27 protein-coding genes are annotated in these 26,326 nt (G+C 75.0%); 14 read left to right on the forward strand and 13 right to left on the reverse strand.

The genetic code is table 11. The features are described 5' to 3' along the window. Nucleotides 1-44: 44 nt before the first annotated feature. On the reverse strand, nucleotides 45-119 hold the full coding sequence (locus ACGFIZ_RS03840) for a 50S ribosomal protein bL37 (protein ID WP_393415638.1): 75 nt from the start codon (nucleotides 117-119) through the stop codon (nucleotides 45-47). 264 nt (nucleotides 120-383) lie between these two features. On the opposite strand from ACGFIZ_RS03840, the gene ACGFIZ_RS03845 reads away from it, so the two are divergent. Further along, nucleotides 384-599, forward strand: coding sequence for a biotin/lipoyl-binding carrier protein (locus ACGFIZ_RS03845; RefSeq protein ID WP_091068708.1), 216 nt, complete (start codon nucleotides 384-386; stop codon nucleotides 597-599). Continuing rightward, complete coding sequence (locus ACGFIZ_RS03850) at nucleotides 596-1,111, forward strand: GNAT family N-acetyltransferase (RefSeq protein WP_393415511.1); 516 nt, start codon at nucleotides 596-598, stop codon at nucleotides 1,109-1,111. The genes ACGFIZ_RS03845 and ACGFIZ_RS03850 overlap by 4 nt, the downstream gene beginning before the upstream one ends. A 72-nt stretch (nucleotides 1,112-1,183) precedes the next feature. On the opposite strand, the gene ACGFIZ_RS03855 is transcribed toward ACGFIZ_RS03850, so the two are convergent. Next, a complete protein-coding gene (locus ACGFIZ_RS03855) occupies nucleotides 1,184-1,753 on the reverse strand; it encodes a helix-turn-helix domain-containing protein (protein ID WP_347668605.1) in 570 nt (189 codons plus the stop codon). 115 nt (nucleotides 1,754-1,868) lie between these two features. Between ACGFIZ_RS03855 and ACGFIZ_RS03860 the strand changes: the two genes are divergently transcribed. Then, entirely contained in the window at nucleotides 1,869-3,458 is a 1,590-nt protein-coding gene (locus ACGFIZ_RS03860) for an MDR family MFS transporter (RefSeq protein WP_393415513.1), read from the forward strand. A 101-nt stretch (nucleotides 3,459-3,559) separates the two neighbouring features. Here the strand turns inward: ACGFIZ_RS03860 and ACGFIZ_RS03865 are convergent, their stop codons facing one another. After that, complete coding sequence (locus tag ACGFIZ_RS03865; RefSeq protein WP_393415515.1) at nucleotides 3,560-5,395, reverse strand: tetratricopeptide repeat protein; 1,836 nt, start codon at nucleotides 5,393-5,395, stop codon at nucleotides 3,560-3,562. Nucleotides 5,396-5,754: 359 nt separating this feature from the next. Here ACGFIZ_RS03865 and ACGFIZ_RS03870 point away from each other — a divergent pair, with 359 nt between their 5' ends. After that, nucleotides 5,755-6,786 carry an SIS domain-containing protein gene (locus tag ACGFIZ_RS03870; protein ID WP_393415640.1) on the forward strand — a complete coding sequence of 344 codons (1,032 nt, stop codon included), beginning with the start codon at nucleotides 5,755-5,757 and terminating at the stop codon, nucleotides 6,784-6,786. Between the two features lie 25 nt (nucleotides 6,787-6,811). Next, entirely contained in the window at nucleotides 6,812-8,338 is a 1,527-nt protein-coding gene (locus ACGFIZ_RS03875) for a sensor histidine kinase (protein WP_393415517.1), read from the forward strand. 170 nt (nucleotides 8,339-8,508) lie between these two features. Here ACGFIZ_RS03875 and ACGFIZ_RS03880 read toward each other — a convergent pair whose 3' ends face one another. After that, nucleotides 8,509-10,107 (reverse strand): glycosyltransferase family 39 protein, encoded by a 1,599-nt coding sequence (locus ACGFIZ_RS03880; protein ID WP_393415519.1) that lies wholly within the window; start codon nucleotides 10,105-10,107, stop codon nucleotides 8,509-8,511. A 475-nt stretch (nucleotides 10,108-10,582) separates the two neighbouring features. On the opposite strand from ACGFIZ_RS03880, the gene ACGFIZ_RS03885 reads away from it, so the two are divergent. The 4 genes from ACGFIZ_RS03885 to ACGFIZ_RS03900 all read left to right on the forward strand — a co-directional run bounded on the left by ACGFIZ_RS03885 (nucleotide 10,583) and on the right by ACGFIZ_RS03900 (nucleotide 14,298). Continuing rightward, the gene (locus ACGFIZ_RS03885; protein WP_393415521.1) at nucleotides 10,583-12,295 is read left to right on the forward strand and encodes a nitrite/sulfite reductase; all 1,713 of its coding nucleotides are present in this window, start codon (nucleotides 10,583-10,585) and stop codon (nucleotides 12,293-12,295) included. Between the two features lie 76 nt (nucleotides 12,296-12,371). Next, nucleotides 12,372-12,530 (forward strand): IS1 family transposase, encoded by a 159-nt coding sequence (locus tag ACGFIZ_RS03890; RefSeq protein ID WP_145773481.1) that lies wholly within the window; start codon nucleotides 12,372-12,374, stop codon nucleotides 12,528-12,530. Nucleotides 12,531-12,640: 110 nt separating this feature from the next. Continuing rightward, a complete protein-coding gene (locus ACGFIZ_RS03895) occupies nucleotides 12,641-13,417 on the forward strand; it encodes a phosphoadenylyl-sulfate reductase (protein ID WP_393415524.1) in 777 nt (258 codons plus the stop codon). A gap of 149 nt (nucleotides 13,418-13,566) precedes the next feature. After that, nucleotides 13,567-14,298 carry a CbiX/SirB N-terminal domain-containing protein gene (locus ACGFIZ_RS03900; RefSeq protein WP_347668656.1) on the forward strand — a complete coding sequence of 244 codons (732 nt, stop codon included), beginning with the start codon at nucleotides 13,567-13,569 and terminating at the stop codon, nucleotides 14,296-14,298. Between the two features lie 171 nt (nucleotides 14,299-14,469). On the opposite strand, the gene ACGFIZ_RS03905 is transcribed toward ACGFIZ_RS03900, so the two are convergent. Continuing rightward, the gene (locus ACGFIZ_RS03905; RefSeq protein WP_073834718.1) at nucleotides 14,470-14,727 is read right to left on the reverse strand and encodes a WhiB family transcriptional regulator; all 258 of its coding nucleotides are present in this window, start codon (nucleotides 14,725-14,727) and stop codon (nucleotides 14,470-14,472) included. A gap of 447 nt (nucleotides 14,728-15,174) precedes the next feature. Continuing rightward, nucleotides 15,175-16,125 carry a diacylglycerol/lipid kinase family protein gene (locus ACGFIZ_RS03910; RefSeq protein WP_393415526.1) on the reverse strand — a complete coding sequence of 317 codons (951 nt, stop codon included), beginning with the start codon at nucleotides 16,123-16,125 and terminating at the stop codon, nucleotides 15,175-15,177. Between ACGFIZ_RS03910 and ACGFIZ_RS03915 the strand changes: the two genes are divergently transcribed. Further along, nucleotides 16,124-16,555 (forward strand): hypothetical protein, encoded by a 432-nt coding sequence (locus tag ACGFIZ_RS03915; protein WP_393415528.1) that lies wholly within the window; start codon nucleotides 16,124-16,126, stop codon nucleotides 16,553-16,555. The genes ACGFIZ_RS03910 and ACGFIZ_RS03915 overlap by 2 nt on opposite strands. 151 nt (nucleotides 16,556-16,706) lie before the next feature. Here the strand turns inward: ACGFIZ_RS03915 and ACGFIZ_RS03920 are convergent, their stop codons facing one another. From ACGFIZ_RS03920 to sodN, 3 genes are read right to left on the reverse strand one after another with little or no spacing between them, the layout of a single operon-like run. Next, nucleotides 16,707-17,114, reverse strand: a complete 408-nt coding sequence (locus tag ACGFIZ_RS03920) for an ATP-binding protein (protein ID WP_393415530.1) — start codon at nucleotides 17,112-17,114, stop codon at nucleotides 16,707-16,709. A gap of 24 nt (nucleotides 17,115-17,138) precedes the next feature. After that, nucleotides 17,139-17,558: a GNAT family N-acetyltransferase gene (locus tag ACGFIZ_RS03925; RefSeq protein WP_393415532.1), complete on the reverse strand. Its 420-nt coding sequence runs from the start codon at nucleotides 17,556-17,558 to the stop codon at nucleotides 17,139-17,141. Beyond that, the gene (gene sodN, locus ACGFIZ_RS03930; RefSeq protein ID WP_393415534.1) at nucleotides 17,555-17,959 is read right to left on the reverse strand and encodes a superoxide dismutase, Ni; all 405 of its coding nucleotides are present in this window, start codon (nucleotides 17,957-17,959) and stop codon (nucleotides 17,555-17,557) included. The genes ACGFIZ_RS03925 and sodN overlap by 4 nt, the downstream gene beginning before the upstream one ends. 35 nt (nucleotides 17,960-17,994) lie before the next feature. Between sodN and ACGFIZ_RS03935 the strand changes: the two genes are divergently transcribed. The 3 genes from ACGFIZ_RS03935 to ACGFIZ_RS03945 all read left to right on the forward strand — a co-directional run bounded on the left by ACGFIZ_RS03935 (nucleotide 17,995) and on the right by ACGFIZ_RS03945 (nucleotide 20,741). Next, on the forward strand, nucleotides 17,995-18,387 hold the full coding sequence (locus ACGFIZ_RS03935; RefSeq protein WP_393415535.1) for a S24/S26 family peptidase: 393 nt from the start codon (nucleotides 17,995-17,997) through the stop codon (nucleotides 18,385-18,387). 149 nt (nucleotides 18,388-18,536) lie between these two features. Continuing rightward, entirely contained in the window at nucleotides 18,537-19,715 is a 1,179-nt protein-coding gene (locus ACGFIZ_RS03940) for an NADP-dependent malic enzyme (protein WP_393415537.1), read from the forward strand. Between the two features lie 63 nt (nucleotides 19,716-19,778). Then, entirely contained in the window at nucleotides 19,779-20,741 is a 963-nt protein-coding gene (locus ACGFIZ_RS03945; protein ID WP_393415539.1) for a zinc-binding dehydrogenase, read from the forward strand. An 80-nt stretch (nucleotides 20,742-20,821) separates the two neighbouring features. On the opposite strand, the gene ACGFIZ_RS03950 is transcribed toward ACGFIZ_RS03945, so the two are convergent. Both ACGFIZ_RS03950 and ACGFIZ_RS03955 read right to left on the reverse strand, forming a co-directional pair. Beyond that, nucleotides 20,822-21,793 carry an alpha/beta hydrolase family protein gene (locus ACGFIZ_RS03950; RefSeq protein ID WP_393415541.1) on the reverse strand — a complete coding sequence of 324 codons (972 nt, stop codon included), beginning with the start codon at nucleotides 21,791-21,793 and terminating at the stop codon, nucleotides 20,822-20,824. Nucleotides 21,794-21,877: 84 nt separating this feature from the next. Continuing rightward, nucleotides 21,878-22,753 carry an alpha/beta hydrolase family protein gene (locus tag ACGFIZ_RS03955; protein WP_393415543.1) on the reverse strand — a complete coding sequence of 292 codons (876 nt, stop codon included), beginning with the start codon at nucleotides 22,751-22,753 and terminating at the stop codon, nucleotides 21,878-21,880. Nucleotides 22,754-22,912: 159 nt separating this feature from the next. On the opposite strand from ACGFIZ_RS03955, the gene ACGFIZ_RS03960 reads away from it, so the two are divergent. Further along, nucleotides 22,913-23,080, forward strand: coding sequence for a hypothetical protein (locus ACGFIZ_RS03960; protein WP_347668620.1), 168 nt, complete (start codon nucleotides 22,913-22,915; stop codon nucleotides 23,078-23,080). 42 nt (nucleotides 23,081-23,122) lie between these two features. Here ACGFIZ_RS03960 and ACGFIZ_RS03965 read toward each other — a convergent pair whose 3' ends face one another. Together ACGFIZ_RS03965 and pta are read right to left on the reverse strand one after the other, a co-directional pair. Continuing rightward, a complete protein-coding gene (locus ACGFIZ_RS03965) occupies nucleotides 23,123-24,238 on the reverse strand; it encodes an acetate/propionate family kinase (protein ID WP_393415545.1) in 1,116 nt (371 codons plus the stop codon). After that, the gene (pta, locus tag ACGFIZ_RS03970) at nucleotides 24,235-26,301 is read right to left on the reverse strand and encodes a phosphate acetyltransferase (protein WP_393415547.1); all 2,067 of its coding nucleotides are present in this window, start codon (nucleotides 26,299-26,301) and stop codon (nucleotides 24,235-24,237) included. The genes ACGFIZ_RS03965 and pta overlap by 4 nt, the downstream gene beginning before the upstream one ends. Nucleotides 26,302-26,326 lie beyond the last annotated feature (25 nt).

Below are 26,326 nucleotides of genomic sequence, written 5' to 3' on the forward strand. Positions count from 1 at the left end.
CGGCCGGTACGCCGGAACGGAGGGCGGACGCGCCGCCGCCCCGCTCAGGAGTTGGGGCGCTTGCCGTGGTTCGCGCTGCTCTTCTTGCGCGCCCTCTTCCTACGGGCCTTCTTCGCCATGCTGACCTCCTCATGTGCTGGTCACGTCCGCCGCGCGGGAGCGCGGCGGTGGTCGCGTACCGGCCTCCCGGGCGCCCGGGGTCCGACCCGCTGATGCTAATGCGTCGGGCGCGTACGTCCGCCCGGCGGGCCGGGGGTTGGCCGAGGCCGGCGGGTTGGCCGAGGACGGCGGGTTGGCAGCGGCGCCGTGCCGCTCCGCGCCCTTCGGGTGTGGACGCATGATTGGATACGGATCGCAGACACCGGTGGAGAGGGAGGGCCGAGATGGCCGAGGAGATCCGCGCCGAGATGGTGGCGAACGTGTGGAAGGTCGTCGCGTCCGCCGGGGACACCGTGTCCGAGGGGGACACCCTGGTCATCCTGGAGTCGATGAAGATGGAGATCCCCGTCGTCGCCGAGTCCGACGGTGTCGTGCAGCAGTTGGCGGTCAACGAGGGCGACGTGGTGCAGGACGGCGACCTGATCGCGGTGATCGGTTGACCGGCCTGCTCGTCCGGCGGGCCACCGCGGCCGACTTCACGGCGGTGGCCCGGCTGACCGTCGCCGCGTACGAGGCCGACGGGCAGCTCAAGGGTGAGAACGGCTACGGCACGGTGCTCGCCGACGTGGCCACCCGGGCGGAGAGCGGCGAGGTGCTGGTCGCCGTCGACGAGGCCACCGGCGAGGTGCTCGGCTCCGTCACGTTCGTGCTGCCCGGCACCCCGTACGCCGAGCTGTCCGGCCCTGGCGAGGCGGAGTTCCGGATGCTCGCGGTCGACCCGGCCGCGCAGGGCCGCGGCGCGGGAGTCGCGCTGGTCCGGGCCTGCCTGTCCCGCGCGGCCGAGCTGGGCTGCGCGGCCGTGGTGATCTGCGTGCGCAGCGGGTTCGCCGAGACCGCCCAGCGGCTCTACGAGCGGCTGGGCTTCGTCCGCACGCCCGAGCGGGACTGGTCGCCGCTGCCCGACGTGGAGCTGCTCGGCCTCCGCCGCGAGCTGACCGCCCCGCCGGCCTGACGGTCCGCCGGCCCCTGGCGGCCCGCCCGCCTCGCCGGCCGGGTTCGCCCGCCCCGCCCGGCGAGGACGTGCTCAGCCGTCCTGGTCGGCGATCCGGGCCAGCAGCTCGTCGGCGATCTCCAGCCCGAGGGCCTTCCGCTCCGCGTCGGTGATGTTCGGGGTACGCACCGCGAACCAACTGCTGTGCACGGCGAACAGCGACAGCGCGGCGCGCAGCTGGGCGGCCGGGGAGTCGTCGCCCCGGGCCAGCGCGTCGGCCAGGCGCATCATCCGCTCGCGCATCTGCTTGCCGGCGGACAGGCTCTTCAGCACCGTCTGGTTCTGCTCGAAGAAGCGCATCACCGCGGCCTGCTCGCTGGTGAACATGGCCTCGGCGTACCGGGCGATCAGCTCCCGGCGGGTCGCCAGCGTGGCCGGCTGCTCCTCGGCCCACGCGACGAGCGCGTCCATCCGGTGCAGCCGGTCCGCCACGAAGCTGTCGACGATCTCGTCCTTGCTCCGGAAGTGGTAGTAGAGCGCGGCCTTCGTCACGTTGAGCCGCTCCGCGATCTCACGCAACGAGGTCTTCTCGTACCCCTGCTCGGTGAAGAGCTCCAGGGCGACGGTCTTGATGCGCTCCCGCGTGCCTGTGCTCTCCCTCACCCGTGCACCATCCGAACTCGCTTGACGATTTCCTGCTCCTCAGCTTACCGTCCGGCTAGTAAGGTAACTAGCCGGACGGCAAGTAAGTCAGTTGCACCTCGGGGGGAGCTTACCGATGGCTCAGGCAGACCGGGCCCCGGAGCGGAGGCCGGACATCCGGGTCGTGCTCTTCGGCCTGATGATCGCGATGATGCTCGCGATGCTCGACAACATGATCGTGAGCACGGCGTTGCCGCGCATCGTCGGCGAGTTCGGCGGGGTGGACCACTTCACCTGGGTCGTCACCGCGTACGTGCTCGGCACCACCGTCTCCACCCCGATCTGGGGCAAGCTCGGCGACCTCTACGGCCGCAAGACCGTCTTCCTCACCTCGGTCGCGATCTTCCTGATCGGTTCCGCGCTGTGCGGCATGGCCGGCTCCGACGTGTTCGGCGGCACCGACCGCGGCATGATCGAGCTGATCGCGTTCCGGGCCGTGCAGGGCCTGGGGGCGGGCGGCCTGATGGTCGGCGTCATGGCCATCATCGGCGACCTCGTGCCGCCCCGGGAGCGGGGCCGGTACCAGGGCATGATGGCCGGCATCATGGCGGTCGCCATGGTGGCCGGCCCGCTGGTGGGCGGCTTCATCACCGACCACCTCTCCTGGCGCTGGGCGTTCTACGTCAACCTGCCACTCGGCGGCGTCGCGCTGGTGCTGCTCATCGCCACCCTGCACCTGCCGAAGTACCGCACCGAGCACCGGATCGACTGGCTGGGCGCCGCCCTGCTCTCGGTCGGCATCACCGCAATCGTGCTGATCACCACCTGGGGCGGCAACGAGTACGACTGGGTCTCCCCGCAGATCCTCGGCCTCGCCGCGCTGACCGTGGTCGCCCTGGTCGCGTTCGGCGTCGTCGAGCGGCGGGCGCCGGAGCCGATCCTGCCGCTGGGACTCTTCGCCAACCGTAACTTCGCGCTGATCTCGACGATCAGCTTCCTGCTCGGCTTCGCGATGTTCGGCGCCATGAACTTCCTGCCGCTGTACCAGCAGACCGTGCAGGGCGCCTCGGCCACCAACAGCGGCCTGCTGCTGCTGCCGATGATGTTCGGGACGCTGGTGGTCTCGCTGGTGGCCGGCCGGGCCATCACCCGGACCGGGCGCTACCGGATCTTCCCGATCGTCGGCGGCGTGGGAATGACCGTCGGCATGGGGCTGCTGACGCTGCTCGACGTGCACACCGGCAAGGTGGAGCTGGCGCTCTACATGATCGTCCTCGGCGCCGGCATGGGCTTCCTCATGCAGACCACGATGCTGATTGCACAGAACAGCGTGGAGCAGAAGGACCTCGGCGCGGCCAGCGGCGCGGCCACCTTCTTCCGCTCCATCGGCGGCTCGTTCGGCATCTCGCTGTTCGGCGCGATCTTCGCCAACCGGCTCGCCGACTCGCCGGCCGGCGCCGCGTTCAGCGGTGGCGGCGGCGAGGGCGGCCGGATGGACCTGGAGAAGCTCAAGGAGCTGCCGGCGCAGGCGCGGGAGCTGGTGCTGGGCGGCCTCTCCGACGCCATCTCGAACGTCTTCTTCTGGGCGGTGCTGTTCACCGTGGTCGTGCCGGTGCTCGCCTGGTTCATCCAGGAGATCCCGCTGCGCACGGCCAACGAGCCCCCGCCGTCCGCCACCGGCGAGGAGCGTGCCGAGACGGCCCTGGGCAAGGCCCCGGCCGCCTGACACCTCCACAAGATCCGCGCAACTTCAGGGAAGTTGGTGCCTCTGCTCCGTCGGCGGCAACACCTCCAGTGAAGTTGCGCGGATCTTGCAGCGGGTGAGGGTCAGGGGCGGCGGGTGAGGAGGCGCCAGAAGGTCCAGAGGCGGCCCAGCCGGCCGGGGCGGCGTGGGCTTGGCGGCTGGCCGGCGATCAGCTCGCCGGCCAGCGCCGCCGTCGCCCGGTCCAGGCCCGGCGTCGCCAGGGCCAGGTACGCCAGCGAGACCCCGATGGGCACCGGCCGGTCCCGCGCCACCGCCGCCGCGTCGGCCAGCCGCTCGGCCACCACCCGCGCCACGTCCGGGCGTACCGAGGGGTCGATCCACGCGGCGGTGACCAGGGCGAACAGGGCCGCCTCCGTGATCCAGTCCTCGACTCCCCAGACCAGCTCCAGCAGCACACGGCGGCGGTCCGAGGTGGCCCACGGCTCGTCGGTGCGGTGGTGCAGCAGGCCCAGGCACGCCCACACCTGCACGCAGCGCACCCACAGCGACGGGTCCTGCCCGGCCAGCACCCGGCCGAGGGCGGTGGCCGGGGGCGGCGGCGGGTGCACGAGCAGCCCGAGCAGGTCGGCCAGGTCCAGGGTGGCCAGGCCGACCGCCGCGTCGTACGCCGCCGGGGGGTGCGACCACGCCGGCTGGGCGAGCTGCCGGACCCGGGCCGCCGCCTCGGCCGACGGCGCCGGCAACGTCGGGGCGACGGCCGTACCGTCGTAGCGCCACAGCGGCCGGTCGGTCGCCCGGCGGGGCTGGCGCGGGTCAGGGTCGGCCACCGCGACCACCTCGACCCGCAGCCCGGGCACGGCCGCCTCGACGGTACGCATCGCGCTCGGCGGCTCCAGCGTCTCCAGCCGTACGGCGGCGCCCGGGCCGTGGCGGTCGTCGGTGAGGGCCCGGCGCAACGCCTCGACCATGGCGCCGGCCGCCGGCGTGACCTGACCGAGCCAGGGCCGGCTGCGGCAGCACTCGGCGAGGTCGCCGTGCTCGTGGGAGTCGTCCGGGTGGTCGCGGATGAAGTCCGCCAGCGCCACCAGGTGGGCCACGTCGCCGTCGCGCTGGAAACGCAGCCGGTGCGCGGTGTGCACCGCGCAGTCGAAGGTCGGGTCCCGCGCCAGGGCCCGGTCGATCCACTCCAGCGCCTCGTCGAGCCGGCCGACGTCGCCGAGCGTGCCGGCGATGTCGGCGTACACGGCCAGGTCGTCCGGGTCGAGCGCGACGGCCCGGCGCAGCGCCGCCAGGGCCTCCCGGGTCCGGCCGGCGCTGCGGTAGGCGTACCCGAGCCACACCTCGCCGAGCTTCGAGGGCTGCGTCCGTACGCCCCGGCTGGCCCAGCGGATCGCCACGGCGACCTCGCCGAGGCGCCGGGCCAGCGCGGACGCCGCGCCGAGCAGCAGGCCGTGCTCCGGGTGGGCGGCGACCGCGTTGCGGGCCAGCGCGAGGTACGCCAGCAGCGGCGCCCGCTCCGCCCGCGGCACCGGGTCGGGCAGGACGCCGCAGACCTGCATGAGCACCCCGGCGGTGCGCTCCGGGTCGAGCCGTTCCGGCAGCTCGGGGGCCGTCACCCAGGGCACGCCGGCCCAGTCCGCCCGCCGGTCGTGGCCGGTGGCGGCGGCCAGCAGCTCCAGCCCCTCCGCCGGCCGGCCCGCCGCGGCGAGCAGGTGCGCGCGGGCCACCACGACGCCGACGAAGGCGCGGTGGTGCAGCGGGAACAGGCCGAGCCCGCCCTCGCCGGCGGCGGCGACCCGGGCGAGGGTCTCGTGCGCCTCGGGCAGGGTCGGCGCCCGGGCCAGCGCGCCGGCCACGTGCCCGGCGGCGTGCGGCAGGTCGCCCTCGTCGAGCGCAAGCCGGGCCAGGGCCAGCTCCTCCTCCGCCGACAGCGGGGAATCGTCCCTTCCCTCGGACACGTGTGCCTTCCGCTCGTCGCTACGTCGCCCGGCCGGGCAAGCCTAGGTGATGTTGAGGCACCGTGGTGATCCCTGCGCGATGCTGTTCGTTACATTGCTTGCGGCCGGTGAAACGTGCAAGGCTGAGCATCAAACGCGCGGAAATCGCGCAGCGAAGGGTCGCGCGGGGATGCCGCGCAGCGAAGGGTCGCGCGGGGATGCCGCGCAGGGAAGGGTCGCGCGGGGATGCCGCGCAGGGAAGGGTCGCGCGGGGATGCCGCGCAGGGAAGGGTCCGCGCGGGGATGCCGCGCAGGGAAGGGTCCGCGCGGGGGGAAACCGTGCGGGAAAGGGGTGTTCCGTGACGGGTGCAGGGGCCGGGATGGCCGCAGACATCGCCGAGCAGCCGGCCGGTTACGAGCGGCTGCTCTCCGCCGAGCACGCCGGGGCGATCGCCCGGGTCGCCGCGGCGGTCGCGGAGCACCGCCCCCGGCACGTGGTCTTCACCGCGCGGGGCACCTCCGACCACGCCGCGCTCTACGGGGCGTACCTGACCGAGATCCGCCTCGGCCTGCCCGCCGGGCTCGCCTCGCCCAGCGCGGTCACCCTGTTCGGCGCCCGCCCCGACCTGTCCGACGCGCTGGTCGTCGGGGTCAGCCAGAGCGGCGGCTCGCCCGACCTGACCGAGGTGCTGCGCACCGCCCGTGCCTCCGGCGCGCTGACCCTCGCGGTCACCAACGCGCCCGGCTCGCCGCTGGCCGAGGCCGCCGAGCTGAGCGTCGACATCGCCGCCGGGCACGAGCGGGCGGTGGCGGCCACCAAGACGTACACGGCCGAGCTGCTGGCCCTGCTGATGCTGGTGGAGGGGATCCGGGCCGGCGACGGCGCGCTGCCGGCCGAGGAGCGGGCGGCGTTGGCCGAGCTGCCCGAGCTGGCCGCCCGCACCCTGGCCGACGCCACCGCGACCCAGCTCGCGCCCCGGTACCGGTTCGCCGCGCAGCTCGTCACCACCGGCCGGGGGTACGCGTACCCGACCGCCCGGGAGGCGGCGCTGAAGCTGATGGAGACGTCGTACCTGCCGGCGCTCGCCTTCTCGGGCGCCGACCTGCTGCACGGCCCGCTCGCCATGACCGACCCGGACGTGCCCGTGCTGGCCGTGGTCGGCTCCGGCCCCGGCGGCCGGTCGATGGGGGAGGTGCTGCCCCGGCTGGGGGAGCGCCGCGCCGACGTGGTGGTGGTCGGCTCCGCCGACGTCGAGGGGGCGACCCGGATCGCCGTGCCCGACGTCGACGAGCGGTACGCCCCGCTGCTGGACATCCTGCCGTTGCAGCGGCTGGCGCTGGCTCTGGCGCTGGCGCGGGGCGAGGACCCGGACGCCCCGCGCGGGCTGAAGAAGGTCACCGCGACGATGTGACCGGCGGCGTGGCACGCTGGTCTGCGTGTCCACGCTGCGCGACCTCGCCGAGGAGCACACGCTGCTCCGCCCGGCCGACATCGACCACCTGCACCGGATCGCCGGGGACTGGCAGTTGCTGTCCGATCTGTCCTTCGCCGACCTGCTGCTCTGGGTGCCCGTGGACGCCGACGGCACGTTCCTCTGCGTGGCCCAGGTCCGCCCGACGACCGCCCCCACCGCGTACCTCGACGACCAGGTGGGGCGGATCGTCGGCGGGCCGGAGGTGGCCCACCTCGCCGTCGCGTACGGGCAGGGCCGGATCTGGCGGGAGGGTGACCCCGTCTGGTACGGCGACGTGCCGGCCCGGCACGAGGCGATCCCGGTCCGGCTGCGCACCGCCGACGGGGAGGCCGGCGAGGTGGTCGCGGTCGTCGGCCGGGACACGAACCTGTCCACCGCCCGCACGCCCAGCCAGCTCGAGCTGAACTACCTGACCACCGCCGACGACCTGGCCCAGATGATCGCCGACGGGACGTTCCCGCCGCCCCGACACCCGGGCGAGACCACGTCCGCGCCCCGGGTCGGCGACGGGCTGGTCCGGTTGGACGCCGACGGCAAGGTCACCTACGCCAGCCCGAACGCCCAGTCCGCGTACCGGCGGCTCGGCTACGCCTCGCACCTGGTGGGGGAGGATCTGGCCAAGCTGCACCGGCGGCTGGCCGGCGACCCGTTGGAGGGGACCGACGCGGCCAACGGCATCCTCGCCGCGCTGCGCGGCGAGGCGCCGCCCCGGCGCGAGATCGACGCCCGCGGTGCGACGATGCTCACCCGCGCGCTTCCGCTGATGCCCGCCGGGGTGCCGATCGGCGCGCTGGTCCTGGTCCGCGACGTCACCGAGGTACGCCGTCGCGACCGCGCCCTGATGACCAAGGACGCCACCATCCGGGAGATCCACCACCGGGTGAAGAACAACCTGCAGACCGTCGCCGCGCTGCTCCGCCTCCAGGCCCGCCGGGTAGCCATGCCCGAGGCCCGGGTGGCCCTGGAGGAGTCCGTACGCCGGGTCGCGTCCATCGCCCTGGTGCACGAGACGCTCTCCATGTCCAGCGACGAGGCGGTCGAGTTCGACGGCATCGTCGACCGGGTGGCCAGCGCCGCCACCGAGGTGGCCGCGACCGAGCAGACCGTCCGGATGCACCGGCGGGGCAGCTTCGGGGTGCTGCCCGCCGAGATCGCCACCTCCCTGGTCATGGTGCTCAACGAGTTGCTGCTCAACGCCGTCGAGCACGGCTTCCCGCCGGCCGGCGAGGAGGGCGAGGGCCGCCCGCCGGGCGCGGCGGAGCCCGAGGTCGTGGTCTCCGCGCACCGGTTCCGCAAGCAGCTGCACGTCACGGTGGCCGACAACGGCCGGGGCCTGCCGGCCGAGTTCGACGCGGAACGCGGCGGCAACCTCGGCCTGCAGATCGTCCGGGCCCTGGTCACCGGGGAACTGCGCGGCACGATCGAGCTGTGCAACGGCGCGGAGGGCGGCACGGAGGCCCTGCTGGTCGTCCCCCTGGCCCGCCCCTGACCCTTGGACAGGGTGCCGCCGGGGCGCGAGCGGTGCCGGGCGGTGCGGGCGGTGCCGGGCGGCGCGGCCTGCGCGCGAGTGTTGACGGACGACTGACTCGACACGCCGACGGAAACGTCGCCCAGCTGCCAACCTTGGCCGCGTCGTGGTGTCCGAGGAGTCCGGGCGGGTCAGCGGGTCAGGAGGGCCACCGTCACGCCCGGGCGGGCCCAGACCCGCGCCACGGTGAAGGCGCCGCGCAGCGCCGCCCCCTTCGCCCCCGGCACCGCGTCCACGGGGGCCGCCGGGTGCCCCGCCACGACCAGCCAGATCCGGGGTACGTCGGCCAGGCACTCGGCCGGGCGCGCGCACTCGTCGGCCCAGTAGTCGCCGCGGGCGTCCGGTCCCCGTACGGCCAGCGCGTCCCGGGGCTGGCGGTCGCCGAGGTGGTAGCGGGTGCCGAGGTCGAGGAAGAGCCAGCCGTCCCGGGGCGAGAAGACGACCGCGTCCCCCGGGCGGCGCCCCTCTTCGACCACCCGGGCCGCACCCCGGTAGTCGACCAGCGCGCCGGGCGGCCACTCGTGGCTGCGCCGTAGCGCGGCCTGGTCGGGCAGGCCGAGCAGGGCGGCGAGGAGCACGACGGCCGACGTCGCCGGCAGCGTCACCGTGGCCAGTGCCGCCCCGGCCAGCAGGCAGGCGAACGGCACCGTGAAGAACAGGTAGCGCGGCACCCACACCGGCGCCGCCAGCCCGGCCACGAAGAGCAGCAGCGTCGGCAGCGCCACCCCGGCGGCGGGCAGCAGGGCACGCCGGCCCGCGCGGACCGCCCCGAGTACGGCGAGGCCGAGCAGCAACCCGCCCACCGCGCCGGCGCGCGCCAGGGCGCCGGGCAGCGCGGCGAGGTCGGCCAGGCGGGCCGGGTCCACCCAGTCGAGCTGCCGGCCCCGCTGCCCGGCGGACAGCAGCGCCAGCGGGGCCAGCACGGCCGCCGCCGGGGCGAGCGCGGTCAGCCAGCCCCGCAGCGGCCGGCCCCGGCGCCCGGCTGGTCCGGCCCGGCTGTGCGCTGCCCTGGCCGGGTCGTCCGCAGCTGGGTCGTCCGCTGGCCGGCTGGCCGGGTCGTCCGCTGCCCGGCTGGGCGTTGCCCTGGCCCGGCTGTGCGCTGCTCCGGCCCGAGGTGCCGCCCCTCGAACGCGCCGGGCGAGCACGGCGACGGCGTGCGCGGCGAGCAGGCCGAGCGCGACCAGGTGCGCCAGGCCGAGCGCCGTGACGGCGGCGGCGTAGGCGGCCCAGGCGCGCCACCCGGGGCGGTCGAGCGCCCGGACCAGCAGCAGGGTAGCCAGCACCGCGAACAGGGCGACGAACGCGTACGGGCGGGCCTCCTGGGCGTACCGGGAGGTGCCGGGGACGGCCGCGAACAGCAGCCCGCCGGCCAGCCCGGCGCGCTGTCCGAGCAGCCGTTCGCCGAGTACGGCGGTCAGCCCGGCCGCCCCGGCCATGGCCAGCACGGACGGCAGCCGCAGCGCGGTCGCCGAGTCGCCGGTCAGCGCCAGCCAGCCGTGCATGAGCAGGTAGTACGGCACGGTGCCGGCGTCGATGGTGCCCGCCATCCGGGCCAGCCCGGCCGGCGACCGGGTCGCGGCGCTCCACGTCGCCAGTTCGTCCCGCCACGGCTGCGCCCCGTTGACCCCCGTCAGGGTGACGGCCAACGTGAGCAGGGCGGGAACCACCCAGACCGGGACCGGCCGCGGCGGGGCGGGTGCGGCCCGGCCCGCCGCCCGTCCGCCGTTCACGCCCGTCCCGGCCGGCTTCGCCGGGGCCGACAAACCGGTATGTGATGCAGCCTTCCAGGCATTTCGGCCACGTCCAGAGCCTCGCACACCCGCGTGTGGTGGGAGGCCGAACCGCCGCCGGGCGAGTGCCGGGGTACCTGACCTGGCCGCCTGCACGGGGTGCCCGGGCGAGGAGTGTCCACGTCATCGACGGTCCGTGATGTGGGATCGCACACTGGGCCATTGGAAGGGCCCCGGAGATGTGGGAGCATGGCCGCATGCTCGCCGCCATCGTCCGTCGCTTCGTGGCCCGTCGCCACGTCGACTACGGCCGCGTGCGTAGCGCCATCTGTCCGGCCCACTGACGACGCCCGACCCACCTGTCTCGGGTGCGCTCCGCGCCGGCCGATCCGACATCGCCGTCTCACGGCCCGTCCCACGGGCCGGCCGTCGCGCCCGCGCCGCCGAGGCACAGCAGACAACGGAGGACGCCGCGATGGCGCTCAGCAGCACCCCCGCCCGGCCCGACGCTCCCGCGGCGCCCGCGGCACGGGCACCCCGCCGCCCCCGCGGCGAGGGACAGTGGGCGGTCGGCCACCGCGAGCCGCTCAACCCCAACGAGCGGATGAAGAAGGACGACAACCCGCTGAACGTCCGGGCGCGGATCGAGACCATCTACGCCCACCGGGGTTTCGCCTCGATCGACCCGCAGGACCTGCGCGGTCGGTTCCGCTGGTGGGGGCTCTACACCCAGCGTCGCGAGGGCATCGACGGCGGGCGTACCGCCGTGCTGGAGCCGCACGAGCTGGAGGACGAGTTCTTCATGCTCCGGGTCCGGGTGGACGGCGGCGAGCTCACCCTGGCCCAGCTCCGGGTCGTGGCCGACATCTCCCGGGAGTTCGCCCGGGACACCGCCGACATCACCGACCGGCAGAACATCCAGTACCACTGGATCCGGATCGAGGACATGCCGGAGATCTGGCGCCGGCTGGAGGCGGTCGGCCTGCAGACCACCGAGGCGTGCGGCGACTGCCCGCGGGTCGTGCTGGGCAGCCCGGTCGCCGGGGTGGCCCGGGACGAGGTGCTCGACCCGACCCCGGCGATCGACGAGATCGTCGAGCGGTACGTCGGCGACAAGCAGTACTCCAACCTTCCGCGCAAGTTCAAGACCTCGATCTCGTGGCTGGTCGACACCCCGTACGAGGCGAACGACATCGCGTTCCTCGGCGTCGACCACCCCGACCACGGCCCCGGCTTCGACCTCTGGGTCGGTGGCGGCCTGTCCACCAACCCGATGCTGGCCAAGCGGCTCGGCGTGTGGGTCCCGCTGGCCGAGGTGCCGGACGTCTGGGCGGGCGTGGTGGGGATCTTCCGCGACTACGGCTACCGCCGGCTGCGCAGCCGGGCCCGGCTGAAGTTCCTGGTCGCGGACTGGGGTGTGGAGCGCTTCCGCGAGGTGCTGGAGAAGGAGTACCTGGGGCGGGCCCTGCTCGACGGCCCCGCCCCGGAGCTGCCCGACAGGCCGATCGACCACATCGGCGTGCACCAGCAGCGCGACGGGCGCAACTTCGTCGGCGCGGCCCCGGTGGTCGGCCGCGTCTCCGGCGCCCAGCTCGCCCAGCTCGCCGACGTCGTCGAGGCGCACGGCAGCGGCCGGGTGCGGCTCACGCCGTACCAGAAGCTGCTGGTGCTCGACGTGGCGCCGGAGCGGACCGACTCGCTGGTGACGGCGCTGCGCGGGATCGGCCTGGAGGCCCGGCCGTCGGCCTGGCGGCGCGGCACGATGGCCTGCACCGGGATCGAGTACTGCAAGCTGGCCATCGTCGAGACGAAGGCGCGCGGCGAGGAGCTGGTGGCCCGCCTGGAGGAGCGGTTGCGCGACTTCGACGCGGACATCTCCATCCATCTCAACGGCTGCCCCAACGCCTGCGCCCGCACCCAGGTCGCCGACATCGGCCTGAAGGGCCAGCTCGTGGTCGGCCCGGACGGCCGGCAGGTCGAGGGCTTCCAGGTGCACCTGGGCGGCGGCCTGGGCATGGCGCAGGGGCAGACGGCCGGCTTCGGCCGCAAGCTGCGCGGTCTGAAGACCACCGCGGACGAGCTTCCCGAGTACGTGGAGCGGCTGGCCCGGCGCTACCTGGCCGGCCGGACCACCGGGGAGACGTTCGCCAACTGGGTGATCAGGGTCGACGAGGAGGAACTCCGATGAGCGAGCGTAGCGAGCGAACCGGCAGGCCCAGCGTGGTGGAGCTTCGTCGCGACGCCGAGCGAAGCGAGGTGTCGCGATGAGCGAAACCCGTTCGGTGCCGCTGTACTGCCCGTACTGCGGGGAGGAGGACCTACGTCCGAGCGAGGCCGGGCACGGCGCGTGGGAGTGCCACGCCTGCGCCCGGGTCTTCACCGTGCGGTTCACGGGTCTGCTCAGCCGGGCGGTGGCCCGGTGAGCGCGAGGAGTGAGCTCGCGAGCCCCGCAGTCGCGAACGAAAGGCCAGCACCGGTGAGCGCGAGGAGTGAGCTCGCGAGCCCCGCAGTCGCGAACGAAAGGCCAGCACCGGTGAGTGCGCGGAGCGGCGGGCTCGTCTCCGCCGTCGACCTCGGGCTGGTCGGGCCCGGCGAGCCGAGCCCGGCCGAGTCGGGCCGCCGCGGCCCGGAGGAACTGCGTGCCCTGGCCGAGGAGGCGGGTCGCGAGCTGGAGGGGGCGCCGGCGCTGGAGATCGCCCGCTGGGCGGCGGAGACGTTCGGCGACCGGTTCTGCGTGACCAGTTCGATGGCGGACGCCGTCGTGGCCCACCTGGTCTCCCGCGTCGCGCCCGGCGTGGACGTGGTCTTCCTCGACACCGGGCTGCACTTCCCGGAGACGCTGAGGGTGCGCGACGAGGTGGCCCGCCGGCTGCCGGTGAACGTCCGCTCGATCCGCCCCCGGCTCACCGTGGGCCAGCAGGACGGCGAGTACGGGCCCCGGCTGTTCAACCGGTCGCCGGACGACTGCTGCCAGCTGCGCAAGGTGGAGCCGCTGGAGCGGGCCCTGACCGGGTACGACGCCTGGGCCACCGGGCTGCGCCGGGACGAGTCGCCGACCCGCGCCAACACGCCGGTGGTGACGTACGACGCCCGCCGGGGCAAGGTGAAGGTGAATCCGATCGCCGCCTGGAAGCAGGCCGACGTGGACGCCTACATCGCACGTCACGACATCCCGGTCAACGAGCTGTTCCGCCGGGGCTACGGCTCGATCGGCTGCTGGCCCTGCACCCGGCGCACCAGGGCGGGGGAGGACCCGCGGGCCGGCCGGTGGGCGATGTTCGAGAAGACCGAGTGCGGGCTGCACCTCTGACCGCGGCGCCGCCGTCGGCCCCGGACGCGGCAAAGCCGGCTGTCCGGGCCCCGGCGGTCCCGGCCGGCGCGGCACCGTTCGCCGTGGCCCCGTCCGTCCCCGCGGCGACCGCCCCGGGCCCGCTCGGTCCGGGGCCGGTCGGCGCGGCCGTGCCGGAGCCGGTCGTGCTGGTCGCGCACGGCAGCCGGGACCCCCGGGCGGCCGCGGCGACCAGGGCGCTCGCCCGCGCGGTCGCCGCCGCCCGACCGGGCATTCCGGTCCGGGCGAGCTGGCTGGACCACACCGACCCCGGGCCGACGGCCGTGCTGCGGTCGCTGGCGGAGGCCGGTCACCCCCGGGCCGTGGTGGTGCCGTTGCTGTTCACCGCCGCGTACCACCGGCGGGTCGACGTGCCGGCGGCCGTCGCGGCGGCGCGTGAGTCGGGGCCGCCGCTGGCCGTACGCGTCTGCGACGTGCTCGGCCCCGCCGACGGGGTGGTCGATCCGGGGCTGCTGGCCGGGCTGCGGCGGCGGCTGACCGAGGCGGGACCGGACCCCTTCGACGCCCTCGTGCTGGCCGCCGCGGGCACCCGGGACGCCCGGGCGCGTGCGTCCGTGGGGCGGGTGGCGGCGGCCCTCGGCGCCGCGTACGGCGTGCCCTGCCGGGTGTCGTACGCCTCGGCCGCCCCGCCTGCGGTGGGGACCGCGGTGGCCCGGCTGCGCGCGGCGGGGGCCCGCCGGGTCGCCGTGTCGGCGTACTTCCTGGCCCCCGGCCTCTTCCACGACGCGGTGGTGGCGGACGCCCGGGCGGCCGGCGCGGCGACGGTGGCCGGGCCGCTCACCGACGCCCCGGAGCTGGTCGATCTGGTGCTGCGCCGGGTGGCCGCCGAGTCTGCGGCGTGAGTGCGCGGCGCGATCTGGCTGCGCCCGACGGGCCTGTGTCACCGACCACGTTGCCGTCGCCCGATCGGGCGCGGCCTGGGCGATGTACGCGGCCGTCGTACGGCGCCCGGACAGCGCGACGCCCCGGCGGGGTCTAGCCCTGCCGGGGCGTGGAGCAGCGTGGTGCGGTGGTCAGGCGGAGTGAGCGCGAAGCACCCGGAGGCCGCCGCGGCGCTTGACGGCGCGCCGCTCCTCCTCGCTCATCCCGCCCCAGACGCCGGCGTCCTGACCGGACTCCAGTGCCCACTGCAGGCACTGGTCGGTCACCGGGCAGCGCCGGCAGACGGCCTTCGCCTGCTCCACCTGCAGCAGGGCCGGCCCGGACGTCCCGATCGGGAAGAACAGCTCCGGGTCCTCGTCGCGGCAGACGGCATCGTGGCGCCAGTCCATGGCGGCAACACTCCTCATTCTGGATGGGTGGCAGATATTGCTTTGGTGCTTTTCCTATATGCGTCCGCACGCCGATGGTGACGGTTCGCGTCCATCAATTCGGCGCTGCGTGAGCAGGCTCTTGCGGCCCCTGGGACCTGCTCGAAACGGCTCAACGTGCTGAGCATATCCAGGCAATGTCCCGGTAACTCAAGTTCGCTTGTGAATACTTTCACGAACCCACGCAATGTCAAGGGTGACGCTCGGAAAAACTCCGCGCGGTGAGCAAGCTCACGACCCTTTTGTCCGGGTTCCCGGAAGATCCGGTCGCCCGCCTTGCCACAGTCGCGGATCAATATAGTACAGTCTCGGTGACATTGCTGACATTTCCGGCACCTCGCCTCGGTGTCGCGGCCAGCGCCGGCCGCGGTGTGGGGGACCGCTCCGATCGATGGCTGTACCCGAGACCTAGCAGATTACTCTCAGTGCGGCGGGAATGGATGTGAATCTGACTTTCTCCCGCTCACCGAGATAGTCCCCGTCCAGCTGGAAGGCCTGCGGACGGCTCGCGAGCAGGGTGAACTCGGCCAGGTCGTGCAGCCGCAGCACCTGACGGCCCCGCGGATCAGGGTTCCGGGAAAAGAACTGGGTGACTGTCCGTGTCGTACTCACCACCCGTAGCTGCCGCATCGCCAGCACGTCCAATCCGAGATCGAACGACGCCTGCGGGTTCGGGTTGATTTCCCGCTCGCCCACGTACGTCCAGGGCGCGGTGTTCTGCACGATGACGGTGCCCAGCCCGGCCTCGGCCGACTCGCCCGGCCGCTCCAAGGTGATGGTCGGGTGCCGGCGTTCCGAACCCAGGAGGTACTGGCTCGCCGTCGAGCGGAGGTAGAGCGCCGGGGTGGAGACCCGCCCCCGGCGGCGGGCCTGCTCGACCCGGCGGATCACGGCGGCGTCGATGCCGAAGCCCGCGCAGAACGTGAAGTAGCGGCCGTCGGCCCTCCCCAGGCCGATCGTCCGGGACCGGCCCAGCCGCAGCCCCTCCAGGATCATGCTGGTGCCCTCGGGCCACTCCCGGGGCAGCCCGAGCGCCCGGGCGAACACGTTCGTCGACCCGCCGGGGACGGTGGCCAGCGCCGGCAGCCGCTCGGCCGGAGTCGTCCCGGTGCGGATGGTCGGCGGCTCGGCCGTCATGAGGCCGTTCACCACCTCGTTCACCGTGCCGTCGCCACCGAGCGTGACCACCAGGTCGACGCCCTCCTCGGCCGCCTCCCGGGCGAGATCGGTGGCGTGGCCCCGCCGTCGGGTGTACCGCACGGCGAGGTCGACCTCGCTGCGCAGCGCCCGGACCAGGACGTCCCGGCTGCGCTCGCTCGTGGTGGTGGCCTTCGGATTGACGACCAGGACGGCCCGCATGGGCGGCACTGTACCGCGCGCCGCCACCGGTATCGTGTCGCCCGTGACCATCGACCCTGACCCGAATCCGACCACGCTCGCCTGGGCGGTCCGGTTGCTGCGGGCGGAGGCGGTCGCCCTCGGCCTGGTCGCCGTCTGGCTGGTCTGGGCCGACCTCACCGCCGACACCACCGACCTGCCGTCGGCGCTGCTGGTGACCGCGTTCGCCGGCGGGGGCGCCGCCGCGCTCTGGGCGCTCGGCGGCGCGCTGGGCGGGCGCCGGGCCGGGGCCCGCGCCCCGGCGATCGTCCTCCAGCTCATGCTGCTGCCGGTGGGCTGGTACATGATCCAGGGCGGGCTGGGCTGGCTGGGCGTGCCGCTGATGGCACTTGGCGTCGGCGTCAGCGCGCTGCTGGTGAGCCCGCCGACCACCCGCGCCCTCGGCTTCTGACCCCGCGGCCCCGCTGCCTCCGACCCTCCCGCCGCGATCTTGCACTTGTGGGCCCTCGTTACGCGGCGTATGCCTCGGTTTGCCGGGGCAGAAACTGCAAGATCGCGCGGGTGGGGAGCGGGGGCGCGGGGCGGGAGCGGGTCAGGGGGCGTCAGTAGCCGGAGGCGCGGCGGGTCAGCAGGGAGATGGTGGCCCGGCCGTTCGCGGCGTCCGCTGCGGCGGCCGTGGTGAGCGCGGTCAGCACCTTCCAGGCGAAGGACGACTCCGAGGGCAGCGTCGCGCCCCGCACGGTCGGGACGGTCACCTCGACGGTGAGCGCGTCGTCCGTCACCGTGAACCGGCACTCCAGTTCGGCGTCCCGCGTGGCGACCGCGAGCAGCATCGCGCACGCCTCGTCCACCGCGATCCGCAGGTCCTCGATCTCGTCGAGGGCGAACTGGAGACGGGCGGCGAGACCGGCCGTGGCGGTGCGGAGCACGCCGAGATAGCCGCCGTCGGCGGGCACCGTGAGGTGCACGACGTCGTCGTCGGTCGCTGGCTGGCCGGTCAGTTGAGTCACGCCTCATCCCCCCGGTGCGGGACTCTACCCGCTCAGGCGGTCGGGTGGGCGGGCGCGGCGCCCGCCGGGGACGACGAACCGGCCGCCGGGCGCCCCACCTGGGCCGCGAGCTCGGTCAACGCCGGCCCGGCCAGCCGGTACGGCACCCACTCGTCCAGCACGGTGGCGCCGATCGAGGCGTAGAAGCGGGCCGCCCCCGGCCCAGGTGGAGAAGTTGAGGAACCACAGGGCGAAGCCGAGCGGCCGGTCGGCGTCGTCCACGGCCACGTGGCCGTAGATAGCCGGGGCCGGGCCGAAGAGGGCGGCGGAGAGCTGCTCGGCGGTGAGGTGGCACTGGTCGGGTGCGCGCTCGTACTCGGCCAGCTCGTGCACCATGGCGACGACGGCCGGCACGTCGTCGGGACGTGCCGGCCGTACGGTCGGAGCCTGGACGGGCAGGGTCACGCCTGCTTGGTCTCCCAGAAGATCTTCGAGATCTCCTCGATCTTCTGCAGCAGCTGGTCGGCCTTCGCCGGGTCGGTGGCGCCCTTGGCGCCGGCCGCGCCGGCCAGCTTGGTGGCCTCGTTGAACAGCGCGTGCAGGTGCGGGTACTTCTCGAAGTGCTGCGGCTTGAAGTAGTCGGTCCAGAGCACCCACAGGTGGTGCTTGACCAGCTCGGCCCGCTGCTCCTTGATGATGATCGCCCGGGTGCGGAACTCGGGGTCGGTGTTCGCCTGGTACTTCTCGCAGATCATTTTGACCGACTCGGCCTCGATCCGGGCCTGCGCCGGGTCGTACACGCCGCACGGAAGGTCGCAGTGGGCGCTGACGGTCACACGCGGCGTGAGGATGCGGGGAAGGCGCATCAGGGTCCTCCATGGGATGTTTGCGATGATCCAAGATGACATTACTCCTGGAGATGCTCCCCGGAGGCGTGGAGGTGAAACCCGTGCGCGCCGACGAACCCCGCGCCGCCGACCGGCTGCGAGGGCCGCTCGCGGCGGTGCTGGTGACCGGCCCGTCCATGGCCCCCACGCTGCGGCACGGCGACGCGCTGCTGGTGCGGCGCGGCGGGCGCCCCGTCCGCCCGGGTGACCTGGTGGTCGCGGTCTTCCGCGCCCGCCCGGACCTGCTCGTCGTCAAGCGCGCGGTCCGCCCCGAGGACGGCGGCTGGTGGGTACGCGGCGACAACGCCCTGGTGACCGACGATTCCCGGGCGTACGGCGTGGCCGACGTGCAGGGCCGGGTCGTGGCCCGCTACTGGCCTCGACCGCGTCTCTTCGCGCGCCCGTAAGTTATGACCCTACTCACACTTCGGAGGCACCGCCGACACTACACTCGGCAGGTGCCCGGGTGACCCCCCGCGCCGCGTCACCGCCGCTCCTCGCCCCACCTCGCGTCCGCGGCGGCCGCCTCGTCTGCTCGACAGATTCTGGAGTCACCATGTCTTCGTCCACCGTGGATCCCGCCGATCCCGTCTTCCGGTTGCACGCCGGCGGCAAGATGGCCGTCACGTCGACCGTGCCGCTGACCAGCCGCGACGACCTCTCCCTCGCGTACACCCCCGGGGTGGCCCGGGTGTGCGAGGCGATCGCCGCCGACCCCGCCCTCGCCGACGACTACACCTGGGCCGCGCACACCGTCGCCGTGGTGACCGACGGGTCGGCCGTGCTCGGCCTGGGCAACATCGGCCCGCGCGCGGCGCTGCCCGTGATGGAGGGCAAGGCGGTGCTGTTCAAGCAGTTCGGCGGCGTGGACGCGGTGCCGGTCTGCCTGGACACCCAGGACGTGGACGAGATCGTGGCGGTGGTGACGGCCCTCGCGCCCTCGTTCGGCGGCATCAACCTGGAGGACATCAGCGCGCCGCGCTGCTTCGAGGTGGAGCGCCGGCTCGACGAGGCGCTGCCCATCCCCGTCTTCCACGACGACCAGCACGGCACCGCGATCGTCGTGCTCGCCGCCCTGCGCAACGCGGCCACCCTGCTCAACCGCAAGCTCGGCGACCTGCGGGTCGCGGTCAGCGGGGCGGGGGCCGCCGGGGTGGCGGTGACCCGGATGCTGATCGCCGGCGGGGTGGACCCCGACCGGGTGGTGGTCTGCGACTCCAAGGGGATCATCGGGCGGCACCGCACCGACCTCACGGGCGGCAAGGCGGGGCTCGCGGCGGACACCAACGCCGAGGGCCGACAGGGCGACATCGGCGAGGCGCTGCGCGGCGCGGACGTGCTGATCGGGGTCTCCGGCGGGCAGATCCCGGAGGCGGCGGTGGCCGGGATGGCCCCGGGCGGCATCGTCTTCGCGCTGGCCAACCCGACCCCCGAGGTGCACCCCGAGGTGGCCGCCCGGCACGTCGCGGTGGTGGCCACCGGCCGCAGCGACTACCCGAACCAGATCAACAACGTGCTGGCGTTCCCCGGCGTGTTCCGGGGGGCCCTCGACGCCCGGGCCACCCGGATCACCGACGGGATGAAGGTGGCCGCCGCCGACGCGATCGCCAACGTGGTCGCCGAGACGCTCACCGCCGACGCGATCGTGCCGTCCCCGCTGGACCCCCGGGTCGCCCCGGCGGTCGCCGAGGCCGTCGCCGAGGCCGCCCGCCGCGACGGCGTCGCCCGCGCCTGACCCGGAAGAAGGGGCCCGCCGTGTGGGCCGGGCCCCTTCTTGTCGCCCACTTCCCTTGTTACGGTGCCGATCATGCGTGCTGCCTTCGCGTCGAGCCTCGACGCCGACAACCCGCTCGCCGCGCTGACCGTCGGCGAGCGCCCCGAGCCGACCCACCCCGAGGACGACTGGGTGACCGTGCGGGTGGTGGCCAGCTCGCTCAACCACCACGACCTCTGGTCCCTGCGCGGCGTCGGGCTCGGCGCCGACCGGCTGCCGATGATCCTCGGCTGCGACGCCGTCGGGGTGGACCCGGACGGCGCCGAGGTCGTGGTCTACCCGCTGGTCGCCGACCCGGGCGACCCGCGCGGGATGTCCATCCTCTCCGAGCACTTCCCCGGCACCTTCGCCGAGCGGGTCGCCGTACCCCGGATGAACCTGCTGCCCCTGCCGGCCGGCGTGTCCGCGACGGACGCCGCGTGCCTGCCCACCGCGTGGCTCACCGCCTGGCGGATGCTCACCACCAAGGGGCGGGTCGCCGACGCCGAGGCGGTGCTGGTCCAGGGCGCCGGGGGTGGCGTGGCCACCGCGGCCGTCGCGCTCGCCGTCGCGCTCGGCAAGCGGGTGTACGCGACCAGCCGCGACGCCGCCAAGCGCGAGCGGATCACGGAGCTGGGGGCGACGGCCCTGGAGCCCGGCGCCCGGCTGCCCGAGCGGGTCGACGTCGTGATCGAGACGGTCGGGGCGGCCACCTTCGACCACTCCCTCAAGTCGGCCGCGCCGCATGCGCGCATCGTGGTCTCCGGGGCGACCGCCGGGTACGAGCCGAAGGTCAACCTGCGGCGGGTCTTCGCCATGCAGCTGGAGATCCTCGGCACGTCGATGGGCACCCCCGGCGAGCTGACCGAGCTGCTGGCGTTCTGCGCCGAGCACGACGTGCGCCCGGTGGTGGACAGCGTGGTGCCGTTCAGCCGGATCGAGGAGGGATTCGCCCGACTGGCCTCCGGCGAGGTCTTCGGCAAGATCGTCATCGACCACACGGCGTGACCGCCCGGCGCGGTGCGCCGCACCGGCCGCGGGCGGCGGGAGGGCGGCCCTTCTCCACCGGAGGCGCGGGAGAGCCCTCCCTACAGGTGGTCGTCGAGGGTGGCGAGCCCGCCCCGGGCCGCGTCGGTCGGGAGCCGGCGTCTGGCCGCCGCGTCCCCGTACAGCGTCCAGCGGAGGAACTCGACGGTGGTGTCCGAGACGACCCGCAGGGCGGCGCCGTCGGTGAGCAGCGCCCGCCCGTGGTCGCCCTTCGGCAGGCTCAGCATCGCCTTGGGCCAGGGCACCTTGTCGTACGCCGCCCGGCCGGCCGCGTAGGCGACCACCTCGTCGGCCTCCCCGTGCACGAACAGTTGCGGCGCGGCGGCCCCGGCGAAGGCGGTGCCCACCCCCAGCGCCGTGCCGGCGAAGACCACCCCGGCGTCCAGCCGGTCGTCCCGCCCGGCCGTGAACAGCCCGATCGTGGTCACCCCGCCGGCCGAGTGCCCCGCCGCGGCCACCCGTTCGGTGGCCAGCCGGCCGCGCAGCGGGTCGCCGGCCGTCGCGTCGAGGGCGAGCACCTTCGTCAGCGCGTACGACACGTCGGCGGGCTGGTTGAGCACGTCCAGCACGTTGCCGTCGGTGCCCCGGGCGGTGTGCGGGAAGGCCGGCGCGGCCACCACGAAGCCCGCCGCCGCCCAGCGGGTGAGCAGGGTGGCGTAGTCGTCCGGCCGCCCGCCCAGCCCGTGGCTGAACATGACGACGGGGAACCGCCCCGCGGCCGGGGCCGCCGGCCGTTCCGCCGCTCCGCCCGCCGCGCCCCGGGCCGGGTACCAGACGGTCACCGGTAGCGGCCGGTCGCCGTCGCGGTTCAGCTTCAGCTGGCGTACGCCGACGGCGAAGGGCTCGCCCGGGGCGCTGCCATCGGGCGCCCGGGGCGCCGGGGCGGTGGCCTTCGGCGACTCCACGGGCGGCGCGGCGCGCCTGGCCGGCCCGGCGTCGCCCGAGCAGCCGGCCAGGCCGGCGGCGAGCAGCAGGGTGGCGGGCAGCAGGGCGGCGGAACGGCGGCGGCGCATGGACCCGATTGTGCCTCGCCTCGGGCGGGTGCCGGCCGGCGTCGCCGCCCGCCGCGGCCCGGCCGCCCGGGAGAGCGGACCCTCCTACACCGGAGGCGTCGAGAAGGGGTCCTTCCGCTCCGCCGGAAGGCTGCGGAGGGCGGCCCGGTCGGCGTAGAGGGCCCAGCGGAGGAAGTCCGTGGTGGCGGCGAGGACCCGGGGGAAGTCCCGGTCGCCGGGGGCCAGGTACTCGCCGTGACCCCGGCCGGGCAGGGCGAGGAACGCGGCCGGGCCGGGCGTCCGGTCGTACGCGGCGCGGCCGACGGCCGCCGGGACGATCGGGTCCGCGTCCCCGTGCACGAACAGCAGCGGCGCGGCGGCCCCGGCGAAGGCACCGGGCAGCCCGCCCCCGGCGATCACGATGCCCGCCCGGAGCCGGGGCGAGTGCCCGGAGGCGAACATCCCGGCGGTGGTGAAGCCGCCCGCCGAGTGCCCGGCCGCCGCGAAGCGGGCGACGTCCAGGTGGCCGGCCAGCGGGTCGCCCCGGCCGGCGTCGAGCCGGACCAGGTGCCGGATCAGCCGCCAGGCGTCGGCGGGCTGGTTACGCACGTCCGCCCGGGTGAACCGGGCCGCCCCGCGCCGGGTGTGCGGGTACGCCGGCGCGGCGACCACGAACCCGGCGGCCGCCCACCGGGTGGCCAGCGGGGCGTGCAGCTCGGGCAGGCTGTCCAGCCCGTGGCTGAACACGACGACGGGAAAGCGGCCCGCCGCGACCCCGCCCCGGCCGGCCGGGTACCAGACGGTCACCGGCAGCGGACGCGGCCCGGCCGGGTCGAGGGTGAAGGTTCGCGTCCCGACCGGGTACGCCACGGTGGGCGCGGGCCGGGCCGGCGGCACGGTGGAGGTGGCGGCGGTGGCCGCACCGCAGCCGGTCAGCAGCAGCGCCGTCGCAGCCACGGCGACCAGCCGTCGTACCCCCACGGATGCCACGGTAGGTGGCCGAGGACCCGGTGCGGCCCCGCCGTCCGGACCGGTCCGGAACGCCACCCGGTCGGGGCCGCTCGGCCGATCCGGCGGTTCCGCGCCGCGCCGGCGCGCAGGGGTCGGCCCAGGTGGCGGCCGTTCACTAGGGTCGGCGCCATGCCTGAGTACGTGGACCCGAGCGGCGACACCGAGCAGTTCCGCGCCTTCGCCCATGCCCCGGAGGCCGATGCGCCGGCCGCCGCGTCCCGCGCGCCGCTGGTCGCCGGCGTCGTGGTGGTCGTGGTGCTGCTGGTGGCCGTGGCCGCCTGGCTGGCCCTGAGCTGAGCGGGCCCGCCGGCCCGCAGCCGCGCCCGGCCCGCCGCGGGGTCAGCGGCCCGACACCACCGCGCGGGTCTCCCGGGCGATCTCCAGTTCCTCGTCGGTGGTGATCACACACACGGCGACCTCGGCGCCGTCGGGGGAGACGACGCGGTCGCCCGTGCCCTCGTTGCGCCCCGGGTCGATCCTGATGCCGAGCCGGTCCAGGCCGGCCAGCGCGGCGGCCCGCACCGGGGCGGCCCGCTCGCCCACCCCGGCCGTGAAGGTGACCGCGTCGACCCGCCCGAGCAGGGCGTAGTACGCCCCCACGTACCCGGTGATCCGCCGGCAGTAGACGTCGAAGGCGAGAGTCGCCGCCGGGTCCCCGGCGTCGCGGCGGGCCAGCACCTCGCGCATGTCGTTGACGCCGGTGAGGCCCAGCAGGCCGCTGCGGTGGTTGAGCAGGTCGTCGATCTGGTCGACGGTGAGCTCGCCCTCGCGGCGCAGATGGAACACGACGGCCGGGTCGAGGTCGCCGCTGCGGGTGCCCATCACCAGCCCCTCCAGCGGGGACATTCCCATCGAGGTGGCCACGCTGCGCCCGCCGGCGACCGCGCAGGCGCTGGCCCCGTTGCCCAGGTGCAGGGTGATGACGTTCAGTTCGGCGTACGGCCGGCCGAGCAGTTCGGCGGTGCGCCGGGAGACGTACGCGTGGGAGGTGCCGTGGAAGCCGTACCGGCGGATGCCGTACCGCCGCGCGGTGGCCAGGTCTATCGCGTACGTCGCGGCGGCCTCGGGCAGCGTGTGGTGGAACGCGGTGTCGAAGACGGCGACCTGCGGCACGTCCGGCAGCGCCGCCCGCGCCACCCGGATGCCGGCCAGGTTCGCCGGGTTGTGCAACGGGGCGAGCGGGACCAGGTCCTCGATCGCGGCGAGCACGGCGTCGTCGACCAGTGCCGGCGCCGAGAAGCGTCGCCCGCCGTGCACCACCCGGTGCCCGACCGCGGCCAGGCCGGCCAGGTCCAGCCGGGCGAGGATCCGACGAACCGCCGTCCCGTGGTCGCCCGCGTCGCCGCCCGGCTCGCCGACCCGCTCGATCGTGCCGTGGTCCAGGGTCTGTTCCCCGTCGTAGAGCCGGTACTTCACCGACGACGACCCGCAGTTGAGGACGAGCACCCGGCTCACGACGGCTGCCCGGCGGCCTGGATGGCGGTGATCGCCACCGTGTTGACGATGTCGGGGATGCTGGCGCCCCGGGACAGGTCGTTGACCGGCCGCCGCAGGCCCTGCATGACCGGCCCGACGGCCACCGCCCCGGCCGAGCGCTGCACCGCCTTGTACGTGTTGTTGCCCGTGTTCAGGTCGGGGAAGACGAACACGGTCGCCCGCCCGGCCACCGGGCTGCCGGGCAGCTTGGTGGCCGCCACCCGGGGGTCGATCGCGGCGTCGTACTGGATCGGGCCCTCGACCAGCAGGCCCGGGCGGCGCTCACGGACCAGCTCGGTGGCCGCCGCCACCTTCTCCACGTCGGCGCCCGCCCCGGAGGTTCCGGTCGAGTACGACAGCATCGCCACTCGCGGCTCGACGCCGAACCGGGCGGCGGTGCCGGCGGAGGAGATCGCGATGTCGGCGAGCTGGGCGGCGTCGGGGTCGCGGTTGACCGCGCAGTCGCCGTACACGAGCACCCGGTCGGCGAGCAGCATGAAGAAGACGCTGGAGGCCACCGTCACGCCCGGCACGGTGCGGATGATCTCGAACGCCGGCCGGATGGTGGCCGCCGTGGTGTGGGTGGCCCCGGAGACCATTCCGTCGGCGTGCCCGGCGTGCACCATCATCGTGCCGAAGTAGTTCGGCTGGGCCACCACGTCGTACGCCAGGTCGACCGGCACGCCGCGGTGGGCGCGCAGCCGCGCGTACTCCTCGGCGAAGCCGTCGCGCCAGTCGCTGGCCGCCGGGTCGACCACGGCCGCGCCGGCCAGGTCGACGCCCAGCTCCCGGGAGCGCCGGGCGACGTCGTCGGGTCGGCCCAGCAGGGTCAGCTCGGCGACGCCCCGGCGCAGCAGGATCTCCGCCGCCCGCAGGATCCGCTCCTCCGTCCCCTCGGGCAGCACCAGCCGGCGGTGGGTGGCGCGGGCCCGGTCGATCAGGTCGTACTCGAACATCAGCGGGGTGACCCGCTCGGAGCGGCTGACCCGCAGCCGGCGGGCCAGGCCGACGGTGTCCACCCGGCCCTCGAACACGCCGAGCGCAGCCTCCACCTTGCGTGGGTTGGCGGCGCTGGGCCGGCCCTCGATCCGGCTCGACGCGGCCACCGTGTCGTAGCTGTCGCTGGGCACCGACAGCACGGCCAGCCCGGTACCCAGCTTCTCCACCAGCCGCATCGCCCGGGGATCGGGGCGCTCGCCGAGGGTGAGCACCAGACCGGCCAGGGAGACCTGCCCGGCCACGTGCGCGGCGCCGGCCGCCACCAGCAGGTCGGCGCGGTCGCCCGGGGTGATGACCAGCGCGCCGTCGGTCAGATGGTCCAGCAGCGTCGGCACGTGGGCCGCGCCGACGACGTAGTCGAGCACGTCCCGGGCGAGCGCCGCGTCGTCGCCGGCGAGCAGGGTGGCGCCGAGCGCCGCCGCCACCTCGGCCACCGTCGGCGCCGAAACGGTCGGCACCTCGGGGATCGTGTACGCGGGGACGGGCAGCTCGGGCAGCGCCATCGGCCCGGGGACCCGGTTGGCGATCACCGCCAGCACCGTCGCGCCGAGCTCGTCCAGATCGTGGTACGCCCCGCGCGCGGCCGCCGCGACGGCCGCCGGCTCCTGCCCCAGGCCGTCGATCACGGGCACCACCACACTGCCGAACTCGGTGGCCAGTCGGGCGTTGAACGCCAGTTCGCGGGGGCCCGCGCCGTCCCCGCCGTCGGCGAAGTCGCTGCCCACCACGACCACCGCCGGGCAGCGCCGCTCGACGTCCCGGTACCGCTGGACGATCCGGGAGATCAGCTCCTCGCGCCGGCCGTCGGCGACCAGCGCGGCCGCCTCCGCGTACGTCGCGCCGTGCAGCTCCGCGATGGGCAGGTCGATCCGGTAGCGCTCGGTCAGCAGGGCGAGGATCGGGTCCGGGCCGTGGCCGGGGACCAGCGGCCGGAACGCGCCGATCCGCTCGACCTGCCGGGACAGCAACTCGGCCAGCCCGAGCGCGACGGTCGACTTGCCACCGCCCGCCCCCACCCCGGTCAGGTACACGCTGCGCGCCACGACCTCACGCTAGTGGATCGCGGTT

Source organism: Micromonospora sp. NPDC048830, from assembly GCF_043198215.1.
Taxonomy (GTDB): Bacteria; Actinomycetota; Actinomycetes; order Mycobacteriales; family Micromonosporaceae; genus Micromonospora.